Origin of the sequence: Kocuria sabuli (assembly GCF_040981185.1) — a bacterium.
Lineage (GTDB): Bacteria > Actinomycetota > Actinomycetes > Actinomycetales > Micrococcaceae > Kocuria > Kocuria sabuli.
On sequence record NZ_JAVHZE010000004.1, the window covers coordinates 150,299 to 176,971 of the forward strand.

A 26,673-nucleotide genomic window follows, 5' to 3' on the forward strand; every position below is an offset into this window, starting at 1 on the left:
ACCCGGGTCGGTTCGTCCCGATCGTTCAGAAGGAGCCGCAGTGGAGACCAAGTTCACCACCAAGTCGCAGGAGGCGCTCTCCGCCGCCTCCACCAACGCCTCGACCGCGGGCAATCCGCAGGTCGAGCCCGCCCACGTCCTCAAGGCCCTGCTGGACCAGCGCGAGGGTGTCGCCGTCGCGGTCCTGAAGGCCACCGGCGCCGACGTCGATGCGGTGTCCGCGGAGGCCAGTGCGGCCATCAAGGCCCTGCCCTCGGCGTCGGGGTCCTCGACCGCGCAGGCCCAGTTCAACCGGGGCGCCCTGCAGGTCATCCAGGCCGCGGAGCAGTTCGCCCGCTCGATCGGCGACGAGTACATCTCCACCGAGCACCTTCTGTACGGCCTGGCCCAGCAGGAGGGCCGGGTCGGGGAGATCCTCCGCGGCGCGGGCGCCGGCCCCGACCGGCTCCGGACCACCATCCCTTCCGTGAGAGGAGACCGCCGCGTGACCACCCCCGACCCCGAGGGCACCTTCCAGGCGCTCGAGAAGTTCGGCACGGACCTGACCGCGACGGCCCGCGAGGGCAAGCTCGACCCCGTGATCGGGCGCGACTCCGAGATCCGGCGCGTGGTCCAGGTGCTGTCCCGCCGCACCAAGAACAACCCCGTGCTCATCGGCGAGCCGGGCGTCGGCAAGACCGCCGTGGTCGAGGGCCTCGCCCAGCGCATGGTGGCCGGGGACGTCCCCGAGTCCCTGCGGGGCAAGACGCTGATCTCCCTGGACCTCGGGTCCATGGTGGCCGGCGCCAAGTACCGCGGCGAGTTCGAGGAGCGGCTCAAGGCCGTGCTCGAGGAGATCAAGCAGTCCGAGGGGCAGGTCGTCACGTTCATCGACGAGCTGCACACCGTCGTCGGCGCCGGTGCGTCCGAGGGGTCCATGGACGCTGGGAACATGCTCAAGCCCATGCTGGCCCGCGGCGAGCTGCGCCTCATCGGCGCGACCACCCTGGACGAGTACCGGGAGAACATCGAGAAGGACGCGGCGCTGGAGCGACGGTTCCAGCAGGTCTACGTCGGCGAGCCCTCCGTGGAGGACACCGTCGCCATCCTGCGCGGGCTCAAGGAGCGCTACGAGGCCCACCACAAGGTGCAGATCGCGGACTCGGCCCTGGTCGCGGCCTCGACGCTGTCCAACCGCTACATCCCCGGCCGCCAGCTGCCGGACAAGGCCATCGACCTCGTCGACGAGGCCGCCTCCCGGCTGCGCATGGAGATCGACTCCGCCCCGGAGGAGATCGACCAGCTGCGCCGCGCCGTCGACCGCCTGACCATGGAGGAGCTCGCGCTGGAGCGGGAGACCGACCCCGCCTCGGTCGAGCGGCTCGCCGCGCTCCAGCAGGAGCTGGCCGACAAGAGGTCCGAGCTGGACGCCCTCAACGCCCGGTGGGAGGCCGAGAAGGCCGGCCTGAACCGCGTCGGCGACCTCAAGGAGCGGATCGACAACCTGCGCTCGCAGGCCGAGGTGGCCCAGCGCCAGGGCGACCTCGCGGAGGCCTCGCGGCTGCTCTACGGCGAGATCCCCGCCATGCAGAAGGAGCTCGACGCCGCCCAGGAGCAGGAGAGCGCCACGGAGGCGCGCCAGACCATGGTCTCCGAGGAGGTCACGGCCGACGACGTCGCCGAGGTCATCTCCGCGTGGACCGGCATCCCCGCCGGGCGCATGCTGCAGGGCGAGACCGAGAAGCTGATGCACATGGAGGAGCTCCTCGGCCGGCGGCTGATCGGCCAGCACCGGGCCGTGCAGGCCGTCGCGGACGCGGTGCGCCGCTCGCGCGCGGGCGTCTCCGACCCGGACCGGCCGATCGGCTCGTTCCTGTTCCTCGGCCCCACCGGCGTGGGCAAGACCGAGCTGGCGAAGTCGCTGGCGGAGTTCCAGTTCGACGACGAGCGCGCGCTGGTGCGGATCGACATGTCCGAGTACGGCGAGAAGCACACCGTCTCCCGGCTGGTCGGCGCGCCCCCGGGCTACGTCGGCTACGAGGAGGGCGGGCAGCTCACGGAGTCCGTGCGGCGCCGCCCGTACTCGGTGGTCCTGCTCGACGAGATCGAGAAGGCCCACCCGGACGTCTTCGACATCCTCCTGCAGGTGCTCGACGACGGGCGGCTCACCGACGGCCAGGGCCGGACCGTGGACTTCCGCAACGTGATCCTGATCCTCACCTCGAACCTGGGCAGCCAGTTCCTGGTGGACCAGACGATCGACCAGGACGCGAAGCGGAACGCGGTGATGGGCGTGGTCAACGCCTCGTTCAAGCCGGAGTTCCTCAACCGGCTCGACGACGTGATCCTGTTCGACCCGCTGTCCACCGCGGACCTGAGCCGGATCGTGGACATCCAGGTCGCCCAGCTGGCCGAGCGCCTGGGCCAGCGCCGGCTGGGCCTGGAGGTCACCCCGGCGGCGACCGAGTGGCTGGGCATCACCGGCTACGACCCCGCCTACGGCGCCCGGCCGCTGCGCCGGCTGGTGCAGCGCGAGATCGGCGACAAGCTCGCCCGGGCGATCCTGTCCGGGGCGGTCGTGGACGGCGACACCGTGCGGGTGGACGTCGACGCGGACGTCGTGGCCGACGGCCTGACGGTCACCGCGGTGCGCGAGGAGGCCCACGCCGCCCGCTGAGCCCGGGGCCGGTCGCGCCGGGGCCGGGCGGAGCGTTCCGCCCGGCCCCGCGGGCCGCCGCCGGGGACCCGGCGGCGGCCGGCCGACGCCCGGCCCGGACGGGCGGCGGCCCGCCGCTCGTGAGGTTGCCGACAGTGCGCCGTGCGCGGGGCGGGGCGGGCGCAACGCTCCGGCAAACCATGTACCCTGGTCTCACGAACCATTCATACGACATTTCCGGGGCCGTACTCTGTGCCTGAGTGCCGCCGTCCGGACCAAGAGACAGAGGGGGTCACGCCATGGGGCGCGGCCGTCAAAAGGCTAAGGCGACACGGCAGGCGCGGGAGATGAAGTACTTCAGCCCGCAGACCGACCTCACCGCACTCCAGCGGGAACTGCGCGGCAGCGAGCAGTCCTCCCCGTTGCGGGAACCGGTCGAGGAGACCGTCGACGAGGGCGAGGACGACTACTCCGCCTACGTCGACAAGTACGTGGACGACTACGACGAGGACTACCGCCGGTAGGCAGCCGGGAACTCCGCTCGTCTCAGCAACATCAGCGCATCTGAGGTGCCCCTCCTGGACGGGCACCTTCTTTGCGTGCCCCGGACCGCCCCGCCGAGCCGCCGCCCCACCGGGCGGGTGCTCCGGCGGGGCGGTCCTTCCGTTCCGCCGGAGCGGCTCAGCCGGCGTAGGCGCTGACCATGCGCACCGCGCCGCCGTCCACGCCCTTGGCGCCCTGCACCCAGTCGGGGCCGCTGTGCTCGGCGTCCGGGTCGATCTCGCCCACGGTGCCCATGACCCACGAGCTCAGCCCGCGGGCCGTGAGGTGGGCGACGGCGTCGTCGGCCGCGGCCGGGTCCACGACGGCGACCATGCCCACGCCGAGGTTGAGGGTCCGCTCGAGGTCGGGCAGCGGGACGTTGCCGAGCTGGCTGATCAGCTGGAAGATCGCGGGCAGCTCCCAGGTGGAGCGGTCCACCGTCGCCTCCAGTCCCGTGGGCAGCACCCGGGCGAGGTTCGCGGCCAGGCCGCCGCCGGTGACGTGGCTGAAGCCGCGCACGCCGTGGCCCGTGCTGCCGTCCGGCCCGTTGACGGGGAAGGCGGCCGCGAGGTCCAGGACGTCGGCGGCGTAGACGCGGGTGGGCTCGAGCAGCTCCTCGCCCAGGGTGCGGCCGAGCTCGCTGACCTGCCGGTCCAGGGACCAGCCGGCCACGTTGATGACCTTGCGCACCAGCGAGTAGCCGTTGGAGTGCAGCCCGGAGGAGGCCATGCCGATCACCACGTCCCCGGAGCGCACCCGGTCCGGGCCCAGCAGCTCGTCGGCCTCGACGACCCCGGTGGCCGCCCCCGCCACGTCGTACTCGTCCGGGCGCAGCAGGCCCGGGTGCTCGGCGGTCTCGCCGCCGACCAGGGCGGTGCCCGCCTGCTCGCACGCGGCGGCGATGCCGCGCACGATGTCGGCGATCCGCTCGGGCACCACGCGGCCGGTGGCGATGTAGTCGGTCATGAACAGCGGCCTGGCGCCCACCACGACGATGTCGTCGACGACCATGCCGACCAGGTCGAACCCGATCGTGTCGTGCACGTCGAGGGTCTGGGCGATCGCGACCTTCGTGCCCACGCCGTCGGTCGAGGTGGCGAGGTAGGGCTTGCGGTAGCTCGTGAGCTCGGAGACGTCGAACAGGCCCGCGAACCCCCCGACCCCGCCGATCACGTTCGGGGTGTGCGTGGCCTTGACCGCGCTCTTCATGAGTTCGACGGCGCGGTCGCCGGCCTCGACGTCCACACCGGCGCTGGCGTAGGTGACGGTGCGGTTCGTGGAGGAGGGGTGCTGGGCCATGGTCAGGCGTCCTTCGCGGTCTCGTGCTGGGCGGCGGGCTGGGGTCCGGGCTCGGCGGACCGGGCGGGCACCCGGTCCTCGGGCAGGAGCAGGTCCTCGAGATCGGAGTCCGGCCCGGGGTCGCAGCCCGTGGAGCTGTCCTGGTAGCCCGGGTCCTCGTCGGAGATGCGGGTGCGCCCGGCGGCCCGGCGGGACAGCCCGTCGTCGGCCGAGGGGTGGGTGTCGATGGACACCGCGGAGGCGTGCTCGGGCCGCTGGGCCACGGACGGCTCGCCCGGCGCCCGGCGCGGCGAGGAGTCCACCGGCTTGCGGGCCTCGAAGACGTTCTTGCCCAGCTTGTCCGCGTCCGGCAGGCGGGTGGGGTAGGTCCCGGAGAAGCAGGCGGTGCACAGCTCGCCGCGCTCCTGCTTGGTGGCCGAGACCATGCCCTCCTCGGAGATGTAGCCGAGGGAGTCCGCGCCCAGGGACGCCCGGATCTCCTCGACGCCCAGGCCGTTGGCGATCAGCTCCGCGCGGGAGGCGAAGTCGATGCCGTAGAAGCACGGCCACTTGATGGGCGGGGAGGAGATCCGCACGTGGATCTCCGCGGCCCCGGCCTCGCGCAGCATCCGGATGAGCGCGCGCTGGGTGTTGCCGCGCACGATCGAGTCGTCGATGACGACCAGGCGCTTGCCCGCCACCACGGACTTCAGCGGGTTGAGCTTGAGCCGGATCCCGAGCTGGCGGATGGTGTCCGAGGGCTGGATGAAGGTGCGGCCCACGTAGGCGTTCTTGACCAGGCCGTTGCCGAAGGGGATCCCGGACTCCTCGGCGTAGCCGATGGCCGCGGGGGTGCCGGACTCGGGGGTCGGCATGACCAGGTCCGCCTCGGTCCCGTGCTCCCGGGCCAGCCGGCGGCCCATCTCCACGCGGGACTCGTACACGGAGCGGCCGTTGATGGTGGTGTCCGGGCGGGCCAGGTAGACGTACTCGAACACGCACGCGGCGCGGCGGGTCTCGGCGAAGCGCTGGGAGCGCAGCCCGTGCTCGTCGATGGCCACGAACTCGCCGGGCTCGATCTCCCGGACCAGGGACGCGCCCACGATGTCCAGCGCGGCGGTCTCCGAGGCCACGACCCACCCCCGGTCGAGCCGGCCGAGCACCAGTGGGCGGATGCCCTGCGGGTCGCGGGCGGCGTAGAGGGTGTGCTCGTCCATGAACGTGAGGCAGAAGGAGCCCACGAGCTGGGGGAGCAGGTGCATCGCGGCGTCCTCGAGGGAGCCGTGCGGGTGCTCGGCCAGCAGCGCGGTGACCAGGGCGGTGTCCGTGGTGTTGCCCTGCGCCATCTCGCCCCGGGAGGGGAAGCCCGACTTGTCGATGAGGTTGTCGTAGAGCTCGGCGGAGTTGGTGAGGTTGCCGTTGTGCGCGAGCGCCACGGTCCCGTGCGGGGTGGCGCCCAGGGTGGGCTGCGCGTTGGCCCAGTGGGACCCGCCCGTGGTGGAGTAGCGGCAGTGGCCCACGGCCAGGTGCCCGGTCAGGGTGTTGAGGGTCGTCTCGTCGAAGACCTGCGAGACGAGGCCCATGTCCTTGTACACGGAGATGCGCTCGCCGTCGCTGGCGGCGATGCCCGCCGACTCCTGGCCGCGGTGCTGCAGCGCGTAGAGGCCGTAGTAGGCCAGCTTCGCGACCTCCTCCCCGGGGGCCCACACGCCGAACACGCCGCACGCGTCCTGGGGGCCCTTCTCTCCGGGGAGCAGGTCGTGGCTGAGTTGTCCATCAGGGTGAACCACGTCGATCAGCCCTCTCTCGAGCTTCGGGGGTCGTCGGCCGGCGGGTCCTCGGCCCGCGGGCCCGGGACGGCGTCCTCGTCCACGACCTCGGTGGTGACGGCCCGCGCGCGGGCCACGGAGATGCGGTCCAGCACGAGAGCCACGACGGCTCCGGCGGCCAGGCCCAGGACGGCGAAGACCGAGACCATGAACAGGACCACGGTTCCCTGGGTGAACTGGGCGCTGCCCCCGCCGGCCAGGCCGACCAGCACGCCCACGACGATGCCCACGATCCCGCCGAGCACCACGAACGCCCAGATGTTGGGGGCGCGGCGCAGCGTCATCTGCTGCTGCCCGGCCTCGGCGAGCGGCGCGGCCGTCCGCCCGCGGCGGCGCCGGCGCGGCGGCTTCCGCGCCGACGGGCGCGGAGAGGAGGGCGAGGGTGCGGAGGTCATGTCCTCCAGGTTACCGGGCGAAGAGGGGCAGGGCGTCCGCCAGGTCGGTCCGTGTGCCCGAGGCCACAACCGCCCCCGAGGCGACGGCCTCGGACCACGTCAGGGCGCCCGTGGCCAGGCCCAGCCAAGTGCGGGCGTCGGTCTCGACGACGTTGGGCGGGGTGCCCCGGGTGTGCCGGGGGCCGGCCACGCACTGGGTCACGCCGAAGGGCGGCACGCGCACCTCCACGCTGTTGCCGGGCCGGCGCTCGGCGAGCTCCTCGAGGCAGTACCGCACGGCGGTGGCCACGGTGGGGCGCGGGGCGGCGTCCGGGTCCGTCCGCCAGGCGTCCAGGGCCGGCACTCCGTCGGCGGGGTCGATGCGGCGGCGGGCCACGGCGCCTAGTCCTGCCCGAGCGCCCGGACCAGCTCCGGGCCCAGGAGCTCCACGAGCGGGTCGGCCAGGCGGATCCGGCCCACGGGGCGGGACGCGCCCAGAATGGGGCGCACCACCCGGCCGATCACCGCGGCCGCGGCCGGCGCGGGCACGGCCCCGGCGTGGGCCAGCAGGCTCAGGCCGACGAGCGCGTTGGCGCGGGAGCCGCCGTCGAGCACCTTCAGGGCCACCGACCAGCCGTCCCGGGTGCCGAGCGCCAGCACGCCCTCGGCGCCGAGCTTCGCCACGACGTCGAGCTCCTCCATGACCACGGTGTTGTACTTGCCGCGGCCGTGCACGAACTCGGGGTAGTCGAGCATGCACTGGGCCACCGTGGCGGCCCGGGCGTCGGCGTCGAGGTTGCCCGCGGCCCGGCCGAGGGTCGAGTACGCGCGGGCGAGACCGGTGAGGGAGATCGCCGCCAGCGGGGCGCCGCAGCCGTCCACGCCCACGTGGGCCACGCGCTCGCCGGAGAACTCCTCGACGGTCTCCAGCACGGTGCGCTGCAGCGGGTGCTCCGGGTCCAGGTAGCTGTCCGTGGGCCAGTCGTTCTCGGTGCAGGCCCACAGGAACGCGGCGTGCTTGCCGGAGCAGTTCATGCAGATCGGGGTCTTCCCGCGCCCGGCGCGCACGAGCTCGGTCCGGACCTCCTCGTCCTCGGGCCAGTCCGGCGGGCACTGCAGCGCGTCCTCGGTGAGCCCGGCGGCCTCGAGGATGGAGCTGACGGCGCCGAGCTGCTCGAAGGAGCCGATGTGGGAGGCGGCGGCGATGGCCACCTGGGCCCCGCGCAGCGGGACCCCGGCCTTCATGGCGGCGATCGTCTGGAACGGCTTGAGGGTGGAGCGGGGGAAGATCGGGGCGCCGATGTCGCCCAGCTCCACCGCCACGTTCCCGTCCGGGTCCAGGACCACGGCGGAGCCGCGGTGGCGGGACTCGAGGAAGCCGCTGCGCTCGATCACCGCGAGGTCCACGGCACGGTCCGAGGTGAAGGTCTGCATCCGCCCAGTATGTCAGCCGGGCGGGACCCGCCCCGGCCGCTGCCGGGCGGACCGGTGGTGCACCGCGCTCAGTTGTCCGTGCCGGCGTCGGCGTCGGTGTCCGCGCCGGTGCCCGCACCGCCGACGTCGCCGCCCGTGCCGCCCTCGGGGACGGTGCCCTCGGCGCCCGTGTCGGTGGTGGTGTCGTCGCCCATGCCGGTCTGCCCGACCGTGGGCTCGGTGCCCATCCCGGTCTCCGTGGCGGTGGGGTCGGCGCCCATCTCGGACTCCGCCATCGAGTTCTCGGGCACGGACTCGGCCGGCGCCTCCGTCTCGGTGTTGTCGCAGCCGGCCAGGAAGAGGCCGAGGACTGCGGCGGCGGATGCTGCTGTGAGTCGTCTCTGCGTGCTCATGCCTTCACGGTAGGACTGTGGCCGGTGCCACAAGGGGCGGTGTCCGAGAAAGTCACAGGTGGGCGGAGATTGCGAGGAGAACATCAGGATGCTTATCTATACTGGAGGGTTGGGACCCGGTGGTGCCGACGATGTGTCAGAAGCCGCCGCCGCCCACTAGCCTGAGGGCGTGAAGGTTCTGGTACTGGGCCCCGGAGGCCGCGAACACGCAATCATCCGTGCACTGCTGGCAGATCCCGAGGTCGCGCAGGTGCACTGCGCACCGGGCAACGCCGGCATCGCGCAGCTCGTCCCGGTCCACGCCGTGGACGCGAACGACCCGGCGGCGGCCACGGCCCTCGCCCGCGAGCTCGCCGTCGACCTCGTCGTCGTCGGACCCGAGGCCCCGCTGGTGGCCGGTGTGGCCGACGCCCTGCGCGAGGCCGGCTTCCCCGTCTTCGGCCCCTCGCAGGCGGCGGCGCGGCTCGAGGGCTCCAAGGCGTTCGCCAAGGAGGTGATGGCCTCCGCCGGCGTGCCCACCGCCATGGCACGCGTGGCCACCACCGAGCAGGAGGCCGCCGACGCCCTCGACACCTTCGGCGCCCCCTACGTCGTCAAGGACGACGGGCTCGCCGCCGGCAAGGGCGTGGTCGTCACCTCCGACCGCGCCGCCGCGCTGGAGCACGCCGCCGCCTGCTTCGCCGCGGGCGGGAGCGTGGTGGTCGAGGAGTACCTCGACGGCCCTGAGGTGTCCCTGTTCGTGCTCACCGACGGCTCCCGCGTGATCCCGCTGAGCCCGGCCCAGGACTTCAAGCGGATCCACGACGACGACGCGGGCCCCAACACCGGCGGGATGGGCGCCTACACGCCGCTGCCGTGGCTGCCGGAGGGCTTCGTGGACGAGGTCGTGGAGCGGGTCGCCCGCCCCACGGTCGAGGAGATGCGCCGCCGCGGCACCCCGTTCGTGGGCGTGCTCTACTGCGGGCTGGCCATGACGAGCCGCGGCCTGCGCGTGATCGAGTTCAACGCCCGCTTCGGGGACCCGGAGACCCAGGCCGTGCTCGCCCGGCTCGCCACCCCGCTCGGGCGGCTGCTGCTCGACGCCGCGGCCGGCCGGCTCGACGAGGCCGAGCGGCTGCGCTGGCGGCCCGAGACGGCCGTCGCCGTCGTCGTCGCCGCCCGGAACTACCCGGAGACCCCCCGGAAGGGCGACCCGGTCGGCGGTCTGGAGCAGGCCGGTGCCCTCGAGGGCGTCCACGTGGTCCACGCCGGCACCGCGGTGGCCGGCGAGGGGCAGCACGCCGGGCGGATCGTCTCCGCCGGTGGGCGCGTGCTCGCCGTCGTCGCCCTCGGGTCCGACCTCGAGGCCGCCCGCGAGCGCGCCTACCGCGGGGTGGAGCTGGTCGAGCTCGAGGGCTCGCAGCACCGCACCGACATCGCCCTCAAGGCCGCACAGGGCCTGGTCACCGTCCCCGGCGTCTCCGACCCCCGTCCCCGGCAGGAGCAGGCATGAGCGAGCAGGGCACCGTCACCACCCCGCCGGAGATCCCCGGGTGGACCCACCTCTACTCCGGCAAGGTCCGGGAGCTCTACGTGCCCGACGGGTCCCGGCTGCGGGCCACGGGCGTGGCCATCCACGACGACGCCGAGTACCGGGCGGGCTCCGTGCTGGTGGTCGCCACGGACCGGATCAGCGCGTTCGACGAGATCGTCCCCACGCTGATCCCCGACAAGGGCAAGATCCTCACGCAGCTGTCCCTGTGGTGGTTCGAGCAGCTCGCCGGGGTCCCCAACCACGTGCTGACCACCGACGTGCCCGAGTCCGTCCGGGGGCGGGCCGTGGTCTGCAAGAACCTCTCGATGTTCCCGGTCGAGTGCATCGCCCGCGGCTACCTGACCGGCTCCGGGCTCAAGGACTACCGGGCGGAGGGCCGGGTCAGCGGCATCGAGCTGCCCCCGGGGCTCGTGGACGGCTCCCGGCTGGCCGAGCCGATCTTCACCCCGACCGGCAAGGCGGAGGTGGGCGAGCACGACCTGCCCATCACGTTCCAGGAGATGGCCGACGTGGTCGGTCATGCCGTGGCCGACCGGCTGCGCGAGCTGACCCTGACGATCTACGGCGCCGCCGAGGAGATCGCCCGGGAGCGCGGGATCATCGTGGCCGACACGAAGGTCGAGTTCGGCCTGGACTCCTACCGCGGTGCCATCACTCTCGGCGACGAGGTGCTCACCCCGGACTCCTCCCGGTTCTGGGACGCCGAGACCTACGCGCCGGGCCGGTCCCAGCCGTCCTTCGACAAGCAGTACGTGCGGGACTGGCTGCGCTCGGACGAGTCCGGCTGGAGCGGGACCGGTCCGGTGCCGCAGCTGCCGGACGACGTCGTGGAGAAGACCCGCGCCCGCTACGTCGAGGCGTTCGAGCGGCTCACGGGCCGGACCTTCGACCCGGAGGGCAGCTTCTTCGAGGTGGCCGGCCCGCCGGATTACTGAGCCGGCTCAGGCGCCCGGGTCCTCCGGGACCCACAGCGCGCGGGCCATGTCGACGCGCACGAGGTGGCGCTCGTCCTCGAGCAGCGGCGTGCCCTCCTCGCGGTACCGCGCCCGGGCCTCGGCCTGCAGGTGGTCGGCGAGCGTGCCCTGCACGGTCACGACCCGCCACCACGGCAGCTGCGCGCCGGTGGGGTTGCGGGCCATGAGCGTGCCCACCAGGCGGGGGGAGCGGCACTCGGCCAGCTCCGCCACGTCCTTGTAGGACAGCACCCGCCCCGGGGGGATGGCGGCGACGACGCCGGCCACCCGCCGCGCCAGCTCGTGCGGCGGGCCGGGGGGCTGGGTCACAGGGCCTCCCGGCCGTCCACGGGGAGGCTGACGTCGAGCACCCACTGCCCGTCCTCGGGGCCGCTCTGGGCGCGGCCGCCCAGCAGCGAGACCCGCTCCGTGATCCCGCGCAGGCCCAGGCCCGAGGACAGCTCCGAGGCATGGGTGCCGGTGGGCTTGCTGCCGGGGAGGGGGTTGGTGACCCGCAGCCGCAGCTCGTGCTCGTCCGCCGTCACCGAGATGAGGCAGCGGGACTCCCGCGGGGCGTACTTGATGATGTTGGTGACGGCCTCCTGCAGGATGCGGGCCGCCGTGCCGCGGACGGTCGTGGGCATGGCCTCGAGGTCCCCCGTGAGTTGCACGTCGGGCTCGAAGCGCAGGTCCCGCAGGCTCGCGGCGAGGGACGTGACCACGTGCTCCAGGCTGCCGATGGCCAGGCCCGCGCCCGTGACGTCGCGGGGGTGGTCCTCCCCGTCGTTCTCGTCCCGCAGCAGCCGCAGCAGCACCCGCAGCTCGTGCAGGGCCGAGCGGGCCGCGTCCTCGACGGTCTCGACGACCTGGTGCAGCTCCCCGACGTCCTCGGAGCGGCGCCGGCTCATGGTCTGCATCGTGATCAGGGTCAGCTCGTGGGCGACGACGTCGTGCAGGTCCCGGGCCAGCGCCTGGCGCTCGTCCTCCCGGAGGCGCACGTTGAGGACCTCGAGGTCGCGGACGCGCTGCTCGTTCCGCTGACGCTGCTGACGGAAGTGGCGGATGCCGGCGCCCAGGAGCGCAGGCAACGCCACGAAGACAAGCAGGGTCCAGAACAGCGCGCCGTCAAAGCCTCCCCGGATGGTCACTGCTGTCAGGAGCCACGCGAGGTAGACCAGGAGATGGGTGACGATGAACCGGCTCGTGGCGGTTGCCACCACCGCCAGGGTCACCACGGCCGCTGCGATCATCGCTGACACGTAATTGCCCAAGATGAGCGAGGTGATCAAGCAGCTGACCGATGCGGCAGATGCCCAGGTCGCACGCCATCCCACCAGTCCGACCACGGCATAGGCCAGCACACTGTCCAGAACGAGCAGGAACTCACGTGACAGCGAACCGTCAAAAGTTCCCACGAGATGGTTCAGGTCGTCGGCCAGAGAGAAGAGGGCATAGACGACGAGCACCGCGGACAGCCACCAAGCGATGGGCTCGGCGTGGAAGAACTCGTTCTTCCGGGCTGTTCGCGGTGCTCGTTCGATGGATGCGGTTACATCAGTCACAAGGACAGTGATACCGCATCAGCAGGCTGCGGGGAACCAGCCGCACATCACATAGCGAGGGATGGCGTTGGCGGGAGCCACGGGGGCCACGACGAGGGTCGTGGCGACGAGGGTGGCGGCGAGGGCGCTGGTGATCTTCTTCTTCATGGGGGGACTCCTTGGCTCACGAGGACAGCACCGGATCGGGGGGACCGCGGCAAGGTCTGGGGGGAGAGATGTCCCTGCCACGAGGGGGGTGTGCGGCCCTGGTGACTACAACTTTGCCAAAGTTAACAGAATCGGTCCATCGACCTTTGTCCAGACTATTTATGACTTACGTCGATTATGACGCATTGCACTTTGGGGGACATCGAAAAATAGACTGTGCGTGTGACTGATTGCAGAGTGCTTGTCGTGGACGACCAGCCGTTGATGCTGGAGGCCCTGAAGTCCTTCTTCTCGGCCGAGCCCGGGTTCGACGTCATCGGGACGGCGTCCAACGGCCGTGAGGCGGTGGACCGCTGTCTGGCGTCCGATCCGGACGTGGTGCTGATGGACATGAAGATGCCCGTGATGGACGGCATCGAGGCCACCCGGGAGATCACTTCGCGCAGTCCGCGGTCCAAGGTGCTCGCCCTCACCACGTTCTCCACGCTGGAGTTCGTGGTGCCGGCACTGCGCGCCGGCGCCGCCGGCTACCTGGTGAAGGACGCGCGCCCCGACGAGATCATCACGGCGGTGCACCAGGTCCTCGACAACGAGATCGCCCTCTCGCCGGCGATCGCCCGGGCGCTGGCGGACAACGTCATCTCGGTCCCGGACCAGCAGCAGGCGCGCTCGGCGGACGACGCCCTGCGCTCCCTGCTGACCGACCGGGAGATGGAGACGGTGACCCTCCTGGCGCAGGGGCTCAGCAACCGGGAGATCGCCGAGCAGATGCACGTCTCCGAGGGCAGCGTGAAGGCCTATCTCGGCCGGGTGTGCGAGAAGTTCGGGGTCCGTGACCGCGTGCAGGCGCTCATCAAGGCGTACCAGAGCGGTCTCGTGGACCCGCAGCTGCGCGACCTCTGAGCTCCGGGCCCGCCGTCGGAGCCCCGGCTCCGGACGGAAGTCCAGTGGGGATGTAGACGAAAGTGTATTCATCTGCATTAGCAAACGCGGCAGAATCATCAGTGCGAGCAGAGGAAACAAGTCGGTGGATGAGTGAGAGACATCCCCACGGCGCACGGCCCATTCCCCCTTGAGGCCCTGCCCCGGACCGGATGGTCCACCGACCTGCTCACGGTAGGGGGCCGCCCCGGGATAGTCCCCCCTGGACCGGGATGCGGCCGCGCAAGGCCTGGATCACCTTGCACCCCCAGCGGCCGACGGCCCCCTACCGTGCAACCTCGCGGACGAGCGCAACGGCCCCACCGGAACCGGTGGGGCCGTTCTCGTGCGCGCCCGGGCCGTTCAGGCCTGTTCAGGCCTGCGGGCTCCGGGCGGCACCGCTGTGGCCGAAGAACCAGGTGATGTGCTCCCGCAGCGCGGCGGCCGCGTCCTGGCCCCGCCGCTCCTGGAAGGCCCGCAGGATCTCGCGGTGCTGCTGCTGCAGGGTGCGGCGGACCGCCGGCCAGTCGTCCAGCCGGGCCACCGTCTCCTGCACGTAGCCGATCGTGGCCTGGCGCAGCGAGGACATGACGGTCTCCACCACCACGTTGCCCGCCAACGAGGAGAGCAGGACGTGGTACTCGGCGTCGAGGGCGTGGAACTGCTCGTCCGGCAGCTCCGGGTCCTCCATGGCCGCCACGAGCTCGGCCGCGTGCGCGAGCGCCGCCGCCCGCTCGGGGGTCTCCGGGGCGACGGCCGCCTCGAGCGCGGACTGCGTCTCCAGCAGCAGCCGGGTCTGCACCAGGTCCCGCACGGGCAGGGAGCGGGTGGCCACGTGCAGCCGCAGGGCCCAGCCGAGGGCGGCCGAGGGCTCCGAGATCACGATCGCCCCGGCGGCCGGGCCCGAGCCGGTGGAGGAGCGGACCAGTCCCATGGCGTCCAGGATGCGGATCGCCTCCCGCACCGAGGCGCGGGAGATGCCGAACTCCTCCGCGAGGTGGCGCTCCCCGGGCAGCTTGTCGCCCACCGAGATCTCCCCGGAGCGCAGGCGCTCCTCGAGCCAGTCGAGGACGACGGTGTACATGCGCGAGGCCGAGGGCACGGGCGGCTCCTGACGGTAGACGGGGTGCGCTCCAGTCTAGGGAACGGACCGGGTCCGCGTTCCACGGCGACGACGGCCCCGGGCACTGGCCGAGGGTCGTCGCCCGGCGTGGCCGTCACCTGCCGGAGCGGATCTCGCCCCGCTTCTCCACGGGGGTGTCCTGGCGCATGAGCCGGCGGGCCAGGAGGGCCAGTCCGGCGATGACCAGGACCAGCATGATGGTGCCCGGGTTGAGGCCCAGGCCGTGGATGAAGATGTAGGCGACGGGGCCCGCCACGAGGCAGTAGTAGGTGGTCACGAGAACGGTCTTGCGCAGCAGGTCGCCCTCGCGGCCGAGCAGGCCCACGGTCGCGGAGGCCGCGACGATGTTGTGGATGGCGATCGGGTTGCCGCCGGCGCCGCCGACGGCCTGGGCGGCCACGACGAGCTCGGGCCGGTCGAGGCCGATCTGGACGCCGGTGGAGTACTGGAACTGGGAGAAGGTCAGGTTGGAGATGGTGTTCGACCCGGCGACGAAGGCGCCCAGCGCGCCGATCCAGGGGGCGATCAGCGGCCAGGTGCTGCCCGAGATCGCGGCGGCCCCCTCGGCGAGGGTGACCGGCATGCTGGAGAGGCCCGAGTCGTTGAGGGCCGGGCCGGACTGGATGAGCACGCGCACCAGGGGGACGGCGAAGAGCAGTGCGGCGGCGGTGCCCGCGAGCTGACCCGCCGAGATCCTGATCGTCCGGGCAATCTCGCGGGAGCTCATCCGGTGCACCAGGTAGGCGAACAGCGAGGCGAGGATCAGCACGAAGCCGGGCAGGTAGAACGGCTGGACGCTCGTGGAGATCTCGGTGCCCAGGATGTTGCCGAACGGGATGGCGAGGCCGGTCAGGAACTCCTTCAGCGGAGTGATGACGCGGGTGGCGACCAGCAGCCCCGCCATCAGAGCGTAGGGGGCCCAGGCGCGGGCCATGCTCATGTGCGTGGAGACGTCCGTGGCCTCGGCCGGCTCGATGGTGCCCATCCAGCGATCGGACCAGGAGGAGCGCGGCCCGAAGTCGAAGCTGTCCTTCGGCATGAGGAAGCCCTTGCTGGAGGTGAACATCACCAGCGCCAGGCCGATGAGCCCGCCGAACATCGAGGGGAACTCGGGGCCGAGGAAGCGCGCCACCAGGACGTAGGGGACGGTCATGGCCAGGGAGGCGTACACGGCGAAGGGCCAGACGGCGAGCCCGTCGCGGAAGCGCCGGTCGGGGCCGAAGAACCCGGTGAGCATGGTCACGAGGATCAGCGGGATGAGGACGCCCACGACGGCGTGCATCGCGGCCGTGTAGAAGCCGATCGAGTTGAGGAACTCCGGCATGGTCAGACCCAGGACACTCACACGCTCGGCGACCGCGGGGTCACCGCCCAAGCCTCCTGCGACGCCCACGAGGATGGGAGTCCCGACGGCGCCGAAGCTCACGGGGGTGCTCTGGACGATCAGTCCCACCATGACGGCGGCCATCGCGGGGAAGCCCATGGCCAGCAGCAGCGGAGCCACCACCGCGGCGGTGGTGCCGAAGCCCGAGACGCCCTCGATGAAGGAGCCGAAGAGCCAGCCGATGATGATGGCCTGGACCCGCCGGTCGGCCGAGATGTTGTTGAAGCCGGCGCGGATCGTGGCCATGGCCCCGCCCACGGTGAGGGTGGAGAGCAGCAGCAGGGCTCCGAAGACGATGTAGAGCATGGTGATGGCCACGATGAGGCCCTCGACGGTGGCGGCCAGCACCCCGGTGAAGCTCATCTGCCACACGGTCAGCGCCACCACGACGGCGGCGACGTAGCCCACCGGCATCGCGAACTTCGCCGGCCAGCGGAAACCGGCCAGGAGCACGCCCACCAGGAGGAGGGGCAGAAGAGCCAGGAGGCTCAGCACGGCGAGATTGTCCACGGAGAATTCCTTTCTGGACCCCTGCCGGACGAGGAGGGGCGAGGAGCGGGAGAGAGTGCCGGCGGCGGGACCCGGCCCTGGTCGACCTATGGTCGGACCACAGAGGTCCGGCCACGATGATGGCATGAGGCAGATCACACCTCCAAGCATGTGTCGGTCATGTTCGCGTCACCTGGGGCGGCGATTGTGTGACCGCACTCACCGGTCTAGCATGGTCAGACCACACGCGGCGCTCCGTCGTCGTCCCCTGTTCCGCTCCCGTCCCCGGAGGCCGCATGAGAATCGCACTGTTCGCCACGTGCATTGTGGACGCGATGTACCCCAAGGTCGCGCTGGCCACCGTGCGGGTGCTCGAGCGGCTCGGCCACGAGGTGGTGTTCCCGCCCGGGCAGGGGTGCTGCTCCCAGATGCACGTCAACAGCGGCTACTTCGACGACGCCCTGCCCGTGGTGCGCAACCACGTGCGGGCCTTCAGCGCCGCCGACTACGACGTCGCCGTGGCGCCGTCGGGCTCCTGCGTGGCCTCCCTCGGGCACCAGCAGCCCATGATCGCCCGCGCCGGCGGCGACGAGTCCCTGGCCCGGGACGCCGAGGCCGTCGCCGCGAACACCTACGAGCTCTCCCAGCTGCTCACCGACGTGCTCGGCGTGACCGACGCCGCGGCCCAGCTCGGCTCGTGGTTCCCGCACCCGGTGACCTACCACCCGTCCTGCCACGGCATGCGCCTGCTGCGCCTGGGCGACCGGCAGAAGGACCTGATCGCCTCGGTGGCCGGGCTCGAGCTCGTGCCGCTGTCCGACGCCGAGGAGTGCTGCGGCTTCGGCGGCACGTTCTCCTTCAAGGTCCCGGAGGTCTCCGCGGCGATGGCCGAGGAGAAGATCGACAACATCGTCTCCACCGGCGCGAAGCTGTGCACCGGGGGGGACGCCTCCTGCCTCATGCACCTGGGCGGGGCCATGGCCCGCCGGGACACCGGCGTGGCCACCGTGCACTTCGCCGAGATCCTCGCCTCCACCCGCGAGAACCCGCTCGAGGTCTCCGGGCCGGTCGAGCTGTCCATCCCGGGGCGCCGGGCTCCGCGCCCGGCGTCGTCGTCCTCGCCGTCCTCCCGCCCGTCCGCGCAGTCCGCCGTCTCAGGAGGTGCCCGGTGAGCCGCACCGCCCTGGGCATGCCCGCCGTCCGTCCCGTGCACGGGCAGGGAAACCTGCACGCCGATACGGCGTTCCCCGCCGCCGCGAAGCACGAGCTGGGCAACGCGCAGCTGCGCGCCAACATCCGCCACGCCACCCACACCATCCGCGGCAAGCGCGCCCGGGTGGTCGAGGAGCTGCCGGACTGGGAGGAGCTGCGCAGCGCCGGCTCCGCGATCAAGGAGCGCGTCATGGCGCACCTGCCGGAGCTGCTCGAGGAGTTCGAGGCCAACTTCACGGCCCGCGGCGGCACCGTCCACTGGGCCCGCGACGCCGCCGAGGCCAACCGGATCGTGACCGAGCTCGTGCAGGCCACCGGGTCCACCGACGTCATCAAGATCAAGTCCATGGCCACCCAGGAGATCGGCCTCGAGGCCCACCTCGAGGAGCACGGGATCACCGCCACCGAGACCGACCTCGCCGAGCTCATCGTCCAGCTGGACCACGACAAGCCCTCCCACATCCTCGTCCCGGCCATCCACAAGAACCGGCACGAGATCCGCGACATCTTCCTGGCCGAGATGCCGGAGACCGACGAGAGCCTCACCTCCGAGCCGCGGGACCTCGCCGAGGCGGCCCGGTCCCACCTGCGGGAGAAGTTCCTCTCCACCTCGGTGGCGGTCTCGGGGGCCAACTTCGGCGTGGCCTCCACCGGGACGCTGACCGTGGTGGAGTCCGAGGGCAACGGGCGGATGTGCCTGACCCTGCCGGAGACCCTGATCACCGTGATGGGCATCGAGAAGATCGTGCCCACCTTCCAGGACCTCGAGGTCTTCCTGCAGCTGCTCCCGCGCTCCTCCACCGGCGAACGGATGAACCCCTACACGTCCCTGTGGACCGGCGTCACCCCCGGTGACGGGCCGCAGGACGTGCACGTGGTGCTGCTGGACAACGGCCGCACCGCGGTGCTCGACGACCCCGCCGGGCGCTCGGCGCTGCACTGCATCCGCTGCTCGGCGTGCCTGAACGTCTGCCCCGTCTACGAGCAGACGGGCGGCCACGCCTACGGCTCCACCTATCCGGGGCCCATCGGGGCGATCCTCTCCCCGCAGCTCACGGGCATCACCTCCGCCGAGAACGCGTCGCTGCCGTACGCGTCCACGCTGTGCGGGGCCTGCTACGACGTCTGCCCGGTGAAGATCAACATCCCCGAGATCCTCGTGCACCTGCGCGACGAGGACGTGCGCACCCGGCACGGCGAGCGGCCCGACGACGACGACGCCGCCGACTCGGGGTCGCGGCCCCGGCGCGGGCCGCAGGTCCCGTCCCAGATGGACCTGATGATGAAGGGGGCGTCCTTCGTGATGTCCTCGGGCACGCGCATGGCGCTCGCCGAGAAGGGCCTGCCGCTGGGACGGGCCGTGGCTGGGCGCGACCGGGCCATCTCCTGGCTGCCCGGCATGGCGGGGGGTTGGACCGAGCAGCGGGACATCCCCGCCCCGCCCCGGGAGTCCTTCCGCAACTGGTGGGCCAAGCACGGCGACGAGACCGAGCAGCGGGTGCAGGACGACGGGTTCCCGGGAGCCGGAACCGACGAGGAGGCGAGCGATGAGCACTGACGCGAAGACCGAGATCCTGGCCCGGATCCGCGGTGCGCTGGGCGACCGCCCGGCGGTGCCGGAGATCGAGCGCAGCTACCGGACGGTCTCCAGCAGGGCCCACGAGGAGGTCGTCGACATGCTCGAGGACCGCCTCCTGGACTACAAGGCCACCGTGCACCGCGAGACGCCGGAGTCCCTGCCCGCCCGGATCGCCGAGCTGCTGGGCACCTCCGCCCGCTACGTGGTGCCCGAGGGCCTGGACCCCTCGTGGCTGCCGGAGGAGACCGGCATGCGCCGCGCGATCGTGGACCCCAACGACGCCCGGGCGGCCTCGGCGCTGGGGGTGCGGGAGCTCAACGCGGTGGACGCGGTGGTCACGGCCTCCACGGTCTCCTGCGCCGAGACCGGCACGATCTTCCTGACCGGTCGCGCCGACGAGGGCCGCCGCGCGATCAGCCTCGTCCCGGACCACCACATCTGCGTGGTGCCGCTGGACTCGGTGGTCGAGCTGGTCCCGGAGGCGCTGGCCCGTGTCACACCCACAGCGCCGGTCACGATGATCTCCGGGCCGTCGGCGACCTCGGACATCGAGCTCGAGCGGGTCGAGGGCGTGCACGGGCCCCGGCGACTGGACGTGGTCCTGCTCGGCTGACCGGTGGCCGGGAGCCGCCGGCCGGCCGAGCAGGACGCTCCGGGCGCGGCGGCTACATGGTCTCGCTGGGCGACATGACCACGAAGACCTCACCGTCGGGGCCGGCCGCCACGGCCATCCGCCCGTACTCGAAGTCCGAGGGCTCCGAGCTGATCGAGCCCCCCGCCCGGCGGATGCGCTCGGCGGCCTCGTCGACGTTCTCGACCTGGAAGGCGACGCCCCACCCGGGCTGGGCGTCGCCGGCGTCGGGGACCGGTCCGCCCATCCCGCCGGCGGGCCGGTCGCCCCCCGGCACGGTGAACAGGGCGTAGGGCATGGAGTCGTCGCCGATGTCCTGGTACGTGTAGCCGAAGATCTTCGCGTAGAAGTCCCGGGCCGTGGAGGGGTCGCCGGTCATCAGGTCGCACCAGGCCACCGCGCCGGGCTCCTCGACGCGGCCGAAGCCGATGTGCTCGTGCGCCTGCCACATCCTGAACTCCGCCCCCGTGGGGTCGACCCACACCCCCATGGACCCGAAGGGCCCGACCTCCATGGGCTCGTACACCTGGGTGGCCCCGGCGTCGCCGGCCGTGGCGGCGTCGGCGGCGATGTCGTCGGTGGCGAGGTAGACCGACCACACGTGCGGGGCGTCCTCCATGCCCTCCATGGTGGGGGAGAGCCCGGCCACGACGTCGTCGTCGACCAGGGCGTTGCAGTAGCCGCCGTACTCGGGCTGGGACTCGCTGAACGTCCAGCCGAGGACGTCGCGGTAGAAGTTCTGGGTGCGCTCCAGATCGGATGCCATCAGGTCCACCCAGCAGGGCGTGCCGGCGGGCCAGGAGTTCGAGTGCGTGGTCATGACGAGTGTCCTTCGCAGAGCGGTGGAAAAGGATGTGCCGGGGAGTCGCACCGGCCGGTGTGACCTCCGACACTTCCCATGCTAGGAACCTCCCCGGACGCCCTAAGGCCCGGCCGGCAGTCCATCGAGCGGGGGCGTTCCGGGCCCGTCGTGCTCTGGAGAATGCGGATCTAGGCTGTCCCCATGAGGAGGGAGACGCCATGAGGTTGATGCTGCTGACCGCCGGTTCCCGCGGGGACGTGGAGCCGTTCGCCGCGCTGGCCCGCTGCGCCGCCGCGCAGAGGCACGAGGTCCGACTCGCGGCGCCCGAGAACCCGGGGGCCGACCTGGCCGGCCTCGACGCCGTCAGCCTGGAGGTCGACTTCCAGCGGCTGGTCGGCACGCAGGGGGCCTCGCCGTGGACGGCGGTGCGCCGCTACCGCACCGAGGTGGGCCCCGGCATGCGCCGGATGCTCTCCGCCGCCGTGCGCGAGACCCTGGCCTTCCGCCCGGACGTGGTCGTGCACCACCCGAAGGTCCTCACCGCGCCGGCGGTCGCCGACGCGCTCGGGGTCCCGCACGTGGTGGTGGAGACGGTGCCCGTCCTCACCCCCACCCGGGAGTTCCCGGCGCCCGGGGTGGTCACCCGTGACCTCGGGCCGTTCAACCGGTGGACCTACGCGGCCACCCGGAGTGCCGCGCGGATGTTCCGCCGCGACATCGAGGAGGCGTGCGCGCAGCTGCCCGGCTCCACCCCTGCCGCCGCCCCCTCCGCGCCGACGGCGTCCCTGGTGCCGATCAGCCCGCAGCTGCTGCCGCGTCCTGCCGACTGGCCGGCCTCGACCCACCTCACCGGGGCGTGGCACGACGACGCCGGCGCCCCGGAGCTCGATCCCGCCGTGCTGCGGTTCCTCCGGGGCGGGGCGTACCTCGTGGCGACCTTCGGCTCGATGGCCGCCGGCGATCCGTCGAGCCGGGGGAGGGCGGTGGTGGAGAGCGCCCGCGCCCACGGGCTGCGGACGCTGCTGCTCACGGGCTGGGGCGGCCTCGCCCTGCCCGACGAGCTGCGCGGCGACGACGTGCACGTCGCCCGGTCCGTGTCCCTCGACGCCGTGCTGCCCGGTGCGGCACTCGCCGTCCACCACGGCGGGGCGGGGACCGTGCACGCCGTGGCCCGGGCCGGCGTCCCGCACGTGGTGGTGCCCTTCCTCGCCGACCAGCCGTTCTGGGGCCGGCAGATGCACCGGCTCGGGCTCGCGGCGACTCCGGTCCCGCGGAAGCACCTGACGACGGCGCGTCTCACAGCGGCCGTCGTCGAGGCCCTGTCCTGCGCGTCCACCGCCGAGTGGGTGGGGCGGGAGATCCGCGAGGAGCACGGGCTGCACGAGGCGCTGTCCGTTCTGGCCTCCTGCTGAATTCGGACCAGCGGATCAGCCGGCTCAAGGGCGAGGTGCTCGTTTCATGCCTTCCCGCCCCGCAGGGAGGGGCGCCCGACGCGGACACATTCTTCGACGGTGGGTGATCCGTGAGCCCGGCCTATATGGCACCGCTGGCGCCTCCATCGGCGCCCCAGAAACCATTGACGACGTCTGTGAATCTTACGTGGCTGGTCCGGGACCGGCTGGCAGGGTTGACGTCGGTCGCCTCGCCGCGGTCGTGACTCATGACAACACTGGCCCCCGTGGGTGCCTTGCCTATGAACTGTCCGACCGTGGTGGGCGGCCGGCGCCGGCCCGGCCCACCTCGATGGCCTGATCAGAAGCCTGCCCGACCTCGCGGGGTCGTGGCCCATCACAGGTCTGCCTCGAAGTGACCTCTCCCGGGCACGGCGCCGGTCCGCAGCGACCAGGAACACTGCCCCGTCTGATGGAGAGGATCCCTGATCACGTGAACACCATTGTCGCCAACACACATTCGTTCGTCATTGGCGTGGACACCCACGCCAAGACCCACACCTACTCCGTACTGGCCTCCAACGGCGAGCATCTGGGAACGGAGGCCTTCCCCAACACCCACGCCGGCAGGACCCGCGCGATCGCCTGGGCGGCACGGCGCACCGGTGGAGACCTCGCCGCACTGTGGGTCATCGAGGGCATCGGCAGCTACGGGGCCCAACTCGCCCGCCAGGTGGGGCTTGCCAGCTACCGAGCAGTCGAAGCGGCCCGGATGAGCAGGGGCGAACGTCGCGGCATCGGCAAGTCCGACCCGATCGACGCCCGTCGCATCGCCGCCGCCGTGCTGCCCCTGGCCGAAGAGCAGCTGCGCACCCCGCGGATGGACGAAGGGATCCGGGCGGCCGCCCAGATCCTGCTCACCGCACGAGACGAACTCACCGGGGAGCGGACCAGGGCCGTGAACGCCCTGACTGCCCTCGTGCGCATCGCCGACCTCGGCATCGACGCCCGGCATCCGCTCGGCGCGAAGAAGATCGCCGAGATCTCCCGCTGGCGCCCACGCGAGGAGGACCTCGGCGCCGCGACCGCCCGCACCGAGGCCGTGCGCTTGGCCAAGAGGATTCTCGCCCTCGATGCGGAGATCACGGACAACACGAACCGAATCAATGAGCTCGTCGCCGCCAGCCCCGCCGCGGCCCTGATCGCCGAGACCGGGATCGGGCCCGTCACCGCAGCCACCGTCCTGGTCGCCTGGTCTCATCCCGGACGAGTCAGGGACGAGGCCGCGTTCGCCGCGCTGGCCGGGGTGAACCCCATTCCGGCGTCCTCGGGCAACACCACCCGGCACCGGCTCAACCGCGGCGGCGACAGGCGTCTCAACCGCGCCCTGAACGTCATCGCCATGGTGCGGATGGTCCACCACCCCCGAACCCGCGCCTATGCCGACAGGCGCCGGGCGGAAGGCAAGACCGACCGCGAGATCCGCCGCTGCCTCAAGCGCTACCTCGCCCGACGCCTCTACCGCCATCTCAACACCACCGCGGCGGAATTGGGGGTTGACGGGATATAGAAGCTTCATAGGGGCCGTACAGCAGAGCCGTGTGAACCAACCACGGCTGTTGACGCATGCGGGTCTGAGGAATTGGTGCCGAACCAGTGTAGTTTGCGTTTGGGAAAAGTGCGTTGCCAGGCATCCGGCCCGGTGCATCAAGGAGCAGGGGCAGGTATGGACGGCGACGAGCAAGCAGAACGCACAGCCTCTGCGGAACGGCTGTCCGGTGTTGCCCGGGCCGATGCACGAGACGGGGTCGAGGGAGTGCAGGAACTGGAGCACGCCCTCACATTCCTCGGTGAGCTCGATCTCCGGACGCTGCGGGAGATCGAGCGCGAGCTCGACCGTCCCGACAGCATGATCACCAGGCCGGTCGGGGGAGAGCGCGGTGGTCTCGCCGTCTTTCTCGGCACGCGCTACGCCGCGGCGTTCCCCGCCTCCCGCTACCACCCGAGCACGCCGGTCACGCAGGTACGGGCGCGACTGCTGGACACCCTGGTCTTCCGCGAGATCCGGATCGCCCACGGCAGCACGATGTTCGATCGGGCCGTGCGAGGGGTCCAGGCCGCGCTCGGCCTGCCCCCGCACGACAGCCTCGCGGAGACGGGGTTCGTCGAGTACGGAACGCCGAGCGTCTTCCTGCTGCTCGACGTCGCGGCGTCCTTCGCGACTGTGCAGCTCAGCAGGACCTCCGCGCACATCACCGCGTCCATGGGCTACTCCGGGGTCGACGCCTACGCGGACGCCCTCGACGCCTGTCACTTCATGACCACCCCCTTCGCCAGACACCTCCTGCGATCCAGGCCAGGCCCCGACAAGCTGGCGATCCGGGCACTGCGCGGGCGGCTGGACGCCTTCGGGGTCTCGCCCACCGATCTCGACGGCGACCGTCTGCGGACCGAGCTCTTGAAACTCCGGGATCGGTTGCCGGCGCTGAGCAGCGCGTACTCCACCTGGGGGCCCACCGAGGACGCCGTGCGCCGGAAGCCCCCGGCCACTGCGGGGAGGCCGGACGAAGTGCGGACATCGTTCGCCGTCTCCGGGCGTCCGGGACGGCCACGGACCGCCGGTGAGGCCGAACAGCAACACCTCTCCCGCAGGAACTGGGCACTTCGGGTGCGGGAGCGCAGGGCCCTGCTGGGAGCGGTTCTGGCGGTCGCCGCGATCGCGATCTTCTGGTGGTCGGCGCAGGCGGCCTCGCTAGAGCTGTCGGGCCGGATCATCGTGCTCGCCGGCCTGATGGGGGCCGTCGCCGGCGCTGCCCTGGCTGCCCTGCTCGACTCCCGGGCGCAGGCCTTCTTCCGAGCCGCGGAGGGGCTCAGCATGTACACGGTGCTGCAGGGCCGACGGGACGCGCAGTTCCTGCGCGCCCTGCGGGCGCTGCGCCCGGACCTCTTCGTCGAGGCCCGCCACGCGGGTCTTCCCCGGCTCTTCGCCGTGGTGGTCGAGCGCAACGGCGTCCTGTTCCTGGGCAGCGGCGTGCGTCCCCGCGTCGTCGCCGCGTTCCACTGGTTGCACGTCCGGCAGGTCACGGCTCCCGAGGATCCGCCCGGGACGCCCCGCCACCGAGCGCACCGGGTGGACTTCGTGGTCCGCAGGGACGGAGCCGAGGTGGAGCTCGGTTTCCCGCTCGAGCGGGCGAAGGTGGCCTGGACCCGGCGCAGCTACCTCGAGAACAAGCCGCTGGAGGCGGTGCTCTCGCTCCTGCAGGGCCTGCGGCACACCTGGGGGCTGTCGCCGCTCGGCGCACGCAACGGCGGCGAGGACGTGGACACCTCCGAGCGCCTGCGCCTGCTGAGCGGCGCCGACGACGTGGCCGGCACCCGCTGGGAACAGGAGGCCCTCGACTGGGAATTCGGCCCCCGCCTTCCGCTGGAGCTCTCCGGTGCCGGCGCGGCACGCCGGGAACAGGCCGTGCTGGGAGTGCTCGTCGTGGTCATGGCGTTCGGCTTCGTGCTCGTCCCGCTGATGCTGTCCCGGCTCGTCAACTAGTTTCGGCAGCCGCAATGACTCATCGCGAGCCAGGGTGTACTCGGGGCTGTGAGCATGGCCGGCGATACAGCGCGGTGCCACGCGATGCGCGCCCACGGTGCGATCTCCCGCTACGCCGAGGACGAGGTGCAGGTCCTGCTCGGCTACCTCCGCTTCCGTATCGGCTTGCGCCGTGACGGGCAGCAGATCCCGCTGATGGTGGGTGAACGGGCCGTCTGAGGACAATGGGCCCATGACTCGCGCCGCACCTGAGCCACGCGAACAGCTCGCCGTGAGCCGCATCGTGATCGCTGCCGTGGCGGGACTGATCGGTCTCGCCACGTCGGTGGCCCTGTACCTCGCTCTGGTGCACGCGGTTCCGTTGGTGAGCTGGGGCACCGACGAGGAGGAGCTCCTGCGCATCGAGGGTGCACACGACGTGCGTCTGGCATCCGTGTTCGCTGTGCTGGCGGGCGTCCTGCTCCTGGCAGCCCGTGCTTGGTGGACGGGTGGCATCGCGGTGGCAGCAGCCTGCCTGCTGGCTGTGCTGGCCCATGAGAACACGATCGCGTCCTGGGGCTTGTTACTGGTCTACGTGCTGGTCCTGCTGGTGGGTTGTGGCGTCGTCGTCGGAGGGGCCGCGAACCGACGGAGTACGACACCGTCGTCGTGGGCACACGGTCGCCTCGGATGACCGGGCTGCTCTCACCTCGCCGCACCGGCCGGAGATTGGAGGAGCCGCAGGCCGGGGAGTCCGGGGTCTTCCAGCTCTTCACCATCCGGGGTGTAGTCGGAATCTGAAGCCGCCGGTCTGCAGCGATCATGTGCTGGTAGATCCCGCAGGTCGCCCCCGACCTCGACGTGCTGGTTGCCGCCGAACAGGTCCCCCAGCCGCTGGCACCGTTTGTCGGGAGCTCCTCGTCGGTGGCGGTCTTGA

Annotated in this window: 25 protein-coding genes; 13 read left to right on the plus strand and 12 right to left on the minus strand. The window is 72.0% G+C overall.

Annotation, left to right across the window (positions count from 1 at the left end; genetic code table 11):
- Window positions 1-40 precede the first annotated feature (40 nt).
- Both clpB and RE027_RS06320 read left to right on the plus strand, forming a co-directional pair.
- Window positions 41-2,656, plus strand: a complete 2,616-nt coding sequence (gene clpB / locus RE027_RS06315) for an ATP-dependent chaperone ClpB (RefSeq protein WP_368807403.1) — start codon at window positions 41-43, stop codon at window positions 2,654-2,656.
- A 278-nt stretch (window positions 2,657-2,934) separates the two neighbouring features.
- Window positions 2,935-3,159 (plus strand): DUF3073 domain-containing protein, encoded by a 225-nt coding sequence (locus tag RE027_RS06320; RefSeq protein WP_368807404.1) that lies wholly within the window; start codon window positions 2,935-2,937, stop codon window positions 3,157-3,159.
- 157 nt (window positions 3,160-3,316) lie between these two features.
- On the opposite strand, the gene purM is transcribed toward RE027_RS06320, so the two are convergent.
- From purM to RE027_RS06350, 6 genes are all read right to left on the minus strand, one after another.
- Window positions 3,317-4,477: a phosphoribosylformylglycinamidine cyclo-ligase gene (gene purM / locus RE027_RS06325; RefSeq protein ID WP_368807405.1), complete on the minus strand. Its 1,161-nt coding sequence runs from the start codon at window positions 4,475-4,477 to the stop codon at window positions 3,317-3,319.
- Window positions 4,478-4,479: 2 nt separating this feature from the next.
- Window positions 4,480-6,246 (minus strand): amidophosphoribosyltransferase, encoded by a 1,767-nt coding sequence (gene purF / locus RE027_RS06330; protein ID WP_368807406.1) that lies wholly within the window; start codon window positions 6,244-6,246, stop codon window positions 4,480-4,482.
- 5 nt (window positions 6,247-6,251) lie between these two features.
- A complete protein-coding gene (locus tag RE027_RS06335; RefSeq protein WP_368807407.1) occupies window positions 6,252-6,680 on the minus strand; it encodes a hypothetical protein in 429 nt (142 codons plus the stop codon).
- Between the two features lie 10 nt (window positions 6,681-6,690).
- Complete coding sequence (locus RE027_RS06340) at window positions 6,691-7,056, minus strand: sterol carrier family protein (protein WP_368807408.1); 366 nt, start codon at window positions 7,054-7,056, stop codon at window positions 6,691-6,693.
- 5 nt (window positions 7,057-7,061) lie between these two features.
- Window positions 7,062-8,093: an asparaginase gene (locus RE027_RS06345; RefSeq protein ID WP_368807409.1), complete on the minus strand. Its 1,032-nt coding sequence runs from the start codon at window positions 8,091-8,093 to the stop codon at window positions 7,062-7,064.
- 68 nt (window positions 8,094-8,161) lie between these two features.
- Window positions 8,162-8,485, minus strand: a complete 324-nt coding sequence (locus RE027_RS06350; RefSeq protein WP_368807410.1) for a hypothetical protein — start codon at window positions 8,483-8,485, stop codon at window positions 8,162-8,164.
- A 169-nt stretch (window positions 8,486-8,654) separates the two neighbouring features.
- On the opposite strand from RE027_RS06350, the gene purD reads away from it, so the two are divergent.
- Together purD and RE027_RS06360 are read left to right on the plus strand one after the other, a co-directional pair.
- Complete coding sequence (gene purD / locus RE027_RS06355; RefSeq protein WP_368807411.1) at window positions 8,655-9,977, plus strand: phosphoribosylamine--glycine ligase; 1,323 nt, start codon at window positions 8,655-8,657, stop codon at window positions 9,975-9,977.
- Window positions 9,974-10,954 (plus strand): phosphoribosylaminoimidazolesuccinocarboxamide synthase, encoded by a 981-nt coding sequence (locus RE027_RS06360; protein WP_368807412.1) that lies wholly within the window; start codon window positions 9,974-9,976, stop codon window positions 10,952-10,954. The genes purD and RE027_RS06360 overlap by 4 nt, the downstream gene beginning before the upstream one ends.
- 6 nt (window positions 10,955-10,960) lie before the next feature.
- Here RE027_RS06360 and RE027_RS06365 read toward each other — a convergent pair whose 3' ends face one another.
- The 3 genes from RE027_RS06365 to RE027_RS06375 are packed head-to-tail and all read right to left on the minus strand — an operon-like array spanning window position 10,961 to window position 12,681.
- Window positions 10,961-11,302 carry an MGMT family protein gene (locus tag RE027_RS06365; protein WP_368807413.1) on the minus strand — a complete coding sequence of 114 codons (342 nt, stop codon included), beginning with the start codon at window positions 11,300-11,302 and terminating at the stop codon, window positions 10,961-10,963.
- The gene (locus RE027_RS06370) at window positions 11,299-12,534 is read right to left on the minus strand and encodes a sensor histidine kinase (RefSeq protein ID WP_368807414.1); all 1,236 of its coding nucleotides are present in this window, start codon (window positions 12,532-12,534) and stop codon (window positions 11,299-11,301) included. The genes RE027_RS06365 and RE027_RS06370 overlap by 4 nt, the downstream gene beginning before the upstream one ends.
- Before the next feature lie 18 nt (window positions 12,535-12,552).
- Complete coding sequence (locus tag RE027_RS06375; protein WP_368807415.1) at window positions 12,553-12,681, minus strand: hypothetical protein; 129 nt, start codon at window positions 12,679-12,681, stop codon at window positions 12,553-12,555.
- Between the two features lie 222 nt (window positions 12,682-12,903).
- Between RE027_RS06375 and RE027_RS06380 the strand changes: the two genes are divergently transcribed.
- On the plus strand, window positions 12,904-13,584 hold the full coding sequence (locus tag RE027_RS06380; protein WP_368807416.1) for a response regulator transcription factor: 681 nt from the start codon (window positions 12,904-12,906) through the stop codon (window positions 13,582-13,584).
- A gap of 391 nt (window positions 13,585-13,975) precedes the next feature.
- On the opposite strand, the gene RE027_RS06385 is transcribed toward RE027_RS06380, so the two are convergent.
- Together RE027_RS06385 and RE027_RS06390 are read right to left on the minus strand one after the other, a co-directional pair.
- Window positions 13,976-14,686: a FadR/GntR family transcriptional regulator gene (locus tag RE027_RS06385; protein ID WP_368807504.1), complete on the minus strand. Its 711-nt coding sequence runs from the start codon at window positions 14,684-14,686 to the stop codon at window positions 13,976-13,978.
- A 133-nt stretch (window positions 14,687-14,819) separates the two neighbouring features.
- Window positions 14,820-16,619, minus strand: coding sequence for an L-lactate permease (locus tag RE027_RS06390; protein WP_368807417.1), 1,800 nt, complete (start codon window positions 16,617-16,619; stop codon window positions 14,820-14,822).
- A gap of 275 nt (window positions 16,620-16,894) precedes the next feature.
- Here RE027_RS06390 and RE027_RS06395 point away from each other — a divergent pair, with 275 nt between their 5' ends.
- The 3 genes from RE027_RS06395 to RE027_RS06405 are packed head-to-tail and all read left to right on the plus strand — an operon-like array spanning window position 16,895 to window position 20,002.
- On the plus strand, window positions 16,895-17,770 hold the full coding sequence (locus RE027_RS06395; protein ID WP_368807418.1) for a (Fe-S)-binding protein: 876 nt from the start codon (window positions 16,895-16,897) through the stop codon (window positions 17,768-17,770).
- The gene (locus RE027_RS06400) at window positions 17,767-19,368 is read left to right on the plus strand and encodes a lactate utilization protein B (protein ID WP_368807419.1); all 1,602 of its coding nucleotides are present in this window, start codon (window positions 17,767-17,769) and stop codon (window positions 19,366-19,368) included. Before RE027_RS06395 ends, RE027_RS06400 begins: the two co-directional genes overlap by 4 nt.
- Window positions 19,358-20,002, plus strand: coding sequence for a LutC/YkgG family protein (locus RE027_RS06405; RefSeq protein ID WP_368807420.1), 645 nt, complete (start codon window positions 19,358-19,360; stop codon window positions 20,000-20,002). The genes RE027_RS06400 and RE027_RS06405 overlap by 11 nt, the downstream gene beginning before the upstream one ends.
- A gap of 52 nt (window positions 20,003-20,054) precedes the next feature.
- Here the strand turns inward: RE027_RS06405 and RE027_RS06410 are convergent, their stop codons facing one another.
- Window positions 20,055-20,840: a VOC family protein gene (locus RE027_RS06410; RefSeq protein WP_368807421.1), complete on the minus strand. Its 786-nt coding sequence runs from the start codon at window positions 20,838-20,840 to the stop codon at window positions 20,055-20,057.
- A 200-nt stretch (window positions 20,841-21,040) separates the two neighbouring features.
- On the opposite strand from RE027_RS06410, the gene RE027_RS06415 reads away from it, so the two are divergent.
- The 5 genes from RE027_RS06415 (at window position 21,041) to RE027_RS06435 (ending at window position 26,430) form a co-directional block, all read left to right on the plus strand.
- Complete coding sequence (locus tag RE027_RS06415; protein WP_368807422.1) at window positions 21,041-22,234, plus strand: glycosyltransferase; 1,194 nt, start codon at window positions 21,041-21,043, stop codon at window positions 22,232-22,234.
- Window positions 22,235-22,706: 472 nt separating this feature from the next.
- Window positions 22,707-23,783, plus strand: a complete 1,077-nt coding sequence (locus RE027_RS06420; RefSeq protein WP_368807423.1) for an IS110 family RNA-guided transposase — start codon at window positions 22,707-22,709, stop codon at window positions 23,781-23,783.
- Between the two features lie 246 nt (window positions 23,784-24,029).
- Window positions 24,030-25,757, plus strand: a complete 1,728-nt coding sequence (locus RE027_RS06425; protein WP_368807424.1) for a hypothetical protein — start codon at window positions 24,030-24,032, stop codon at window positions 25,755-25,757.
- 54 nt (window positions 25,758-25,811) lie between these two features.
- On the plus strand, window positions 25,812-25,976 hold the full coding sequence (locus tag RE027_RS06430) for a hypothetical protein (RefSeq protein WP_368807425.1): 165 nt from the start codon (window positions 25,812-25,814) through the stop codon (window positions 25,974-25,976).
- A gap of 13 nt (window positions 25,977-25,989) precedes the next feature.
- A complete protein-coding gene (locus tag RE027_RS06435; protein WP_368807426.1) occupies window positions 25,990-26,430 on the plus strand; it encodes a hypothetical protein in 441 nt (146 codons plus the stop codon).
- Window positions 26,431-26,673: the final 243 nt, after the last annotated feature.

What these genes read in the sequence shown, in the direction of transcription:
- RE027_RS06320 (WP_368807404.1), top strand. Translation starts at nt 2,935, where the DNA reads ATGGGGCGCGGCCGTCAAAAGGCTAAGGCGACACGGCAGGCGCGGGAG.
- purM (WP_368807405.1), bottom strand. Translation starts at nt 4,477, where the DNA reads ATGGCCCAGCACCCCTCCTCCACGAACCGCACCGTCACCTACGCCAGC.
- RE027_RS06335 (WP_368807407.1), bottom strand. Translation starts at nt 6,680, where the DNA reads ATGACCTCCGCACCCTCGCCCTCCTCTCCGCGCCCGTCGGCGCGGAAG.
- RE027_RS06345 (WP_368807409.1), bottom strand. Translation starts at nt 8,093, where the DNA reads ATGCAGACCTTCACCTCGGACCGTGCCGTGGACCTCGCGGTGATCGAG.
- RE027_RS06350 (WP_368807410.1), bottom strand. Translation starts at nt 8,485, where the DNA reads ATGAGCACGCAGAGACGACTCACAGCAGCATCCGCCGCCGCAGTCCTC.
- RE027_RS06360 (WP_368807412.1), top strand. Translation starts at nt 9,974, where the DNA reads ATGAGCGAGCAGGGCACCGTCACCACCCCGCCGGAGATCCCCGGGTGG.
- RE027_RS06375 (WP_368807415.1), bottom strand. Translation starts at nt 12,681, where the DNA reads ATGAAGAAGAAGATCACCAGCGCCCTCGCCGCCACCCTCGTCGCCACG.
- RE027_RS06385 (WP_368807504.1), bottom strand. Translation starts at nt 14,686, where the DNA reads ATGTACACCGTCGTCCTCGACTGGCTCGAGGAGCGCCTGCGCTCCGGG.
- RE027_RS06395 (WP_368807418.1), top strand. Translation starts at nt 16,895, where the DNA reads ATGAGAATCGCACTGTTCGCCACGTGCATTGTGGACGCGATGTACCCC.
- RE027_RS06405 (WP_368807420.1), top strand. Translation starts at nt 19,358, where the DNA reads ATGAGCACTGACGCGAAGACCGAGATCCTGGCCCGGATCCGCGGTGCG.
- RE027_RS06410 (WP_368807421.1), bottom strand. Translation starts at nt 20,840, where the DNA reads ATGACCACGCACTCGAACTCCTGGCCCGCCGGCACGCCCTGCTGGGTG.
- RE027_RS06415 (WP_368807422.1), top strand. Translation starts at nt 21,041, where the DNA reads ATGAGGTTGATGCTGCTGACCGCCGGTTCCCGCGGGGACGTGGAGCCG.
- RE027_RS06430 (WP_368807425.1), top strand. Translation starts at nt 25,812, where the DNA reads ATGGCCGGCGATACAGCGCGGTGCCACGCGATGCGCGCCCACGGTGCG.
- RE027_RS06435 (WP_368807426.1), top strand. Translation starts at nt 25,990, where the DNA reads ATGACTCGCGCCGCACCTGAGCCACGCGAACAGCTCGCCGTGAGCCGC.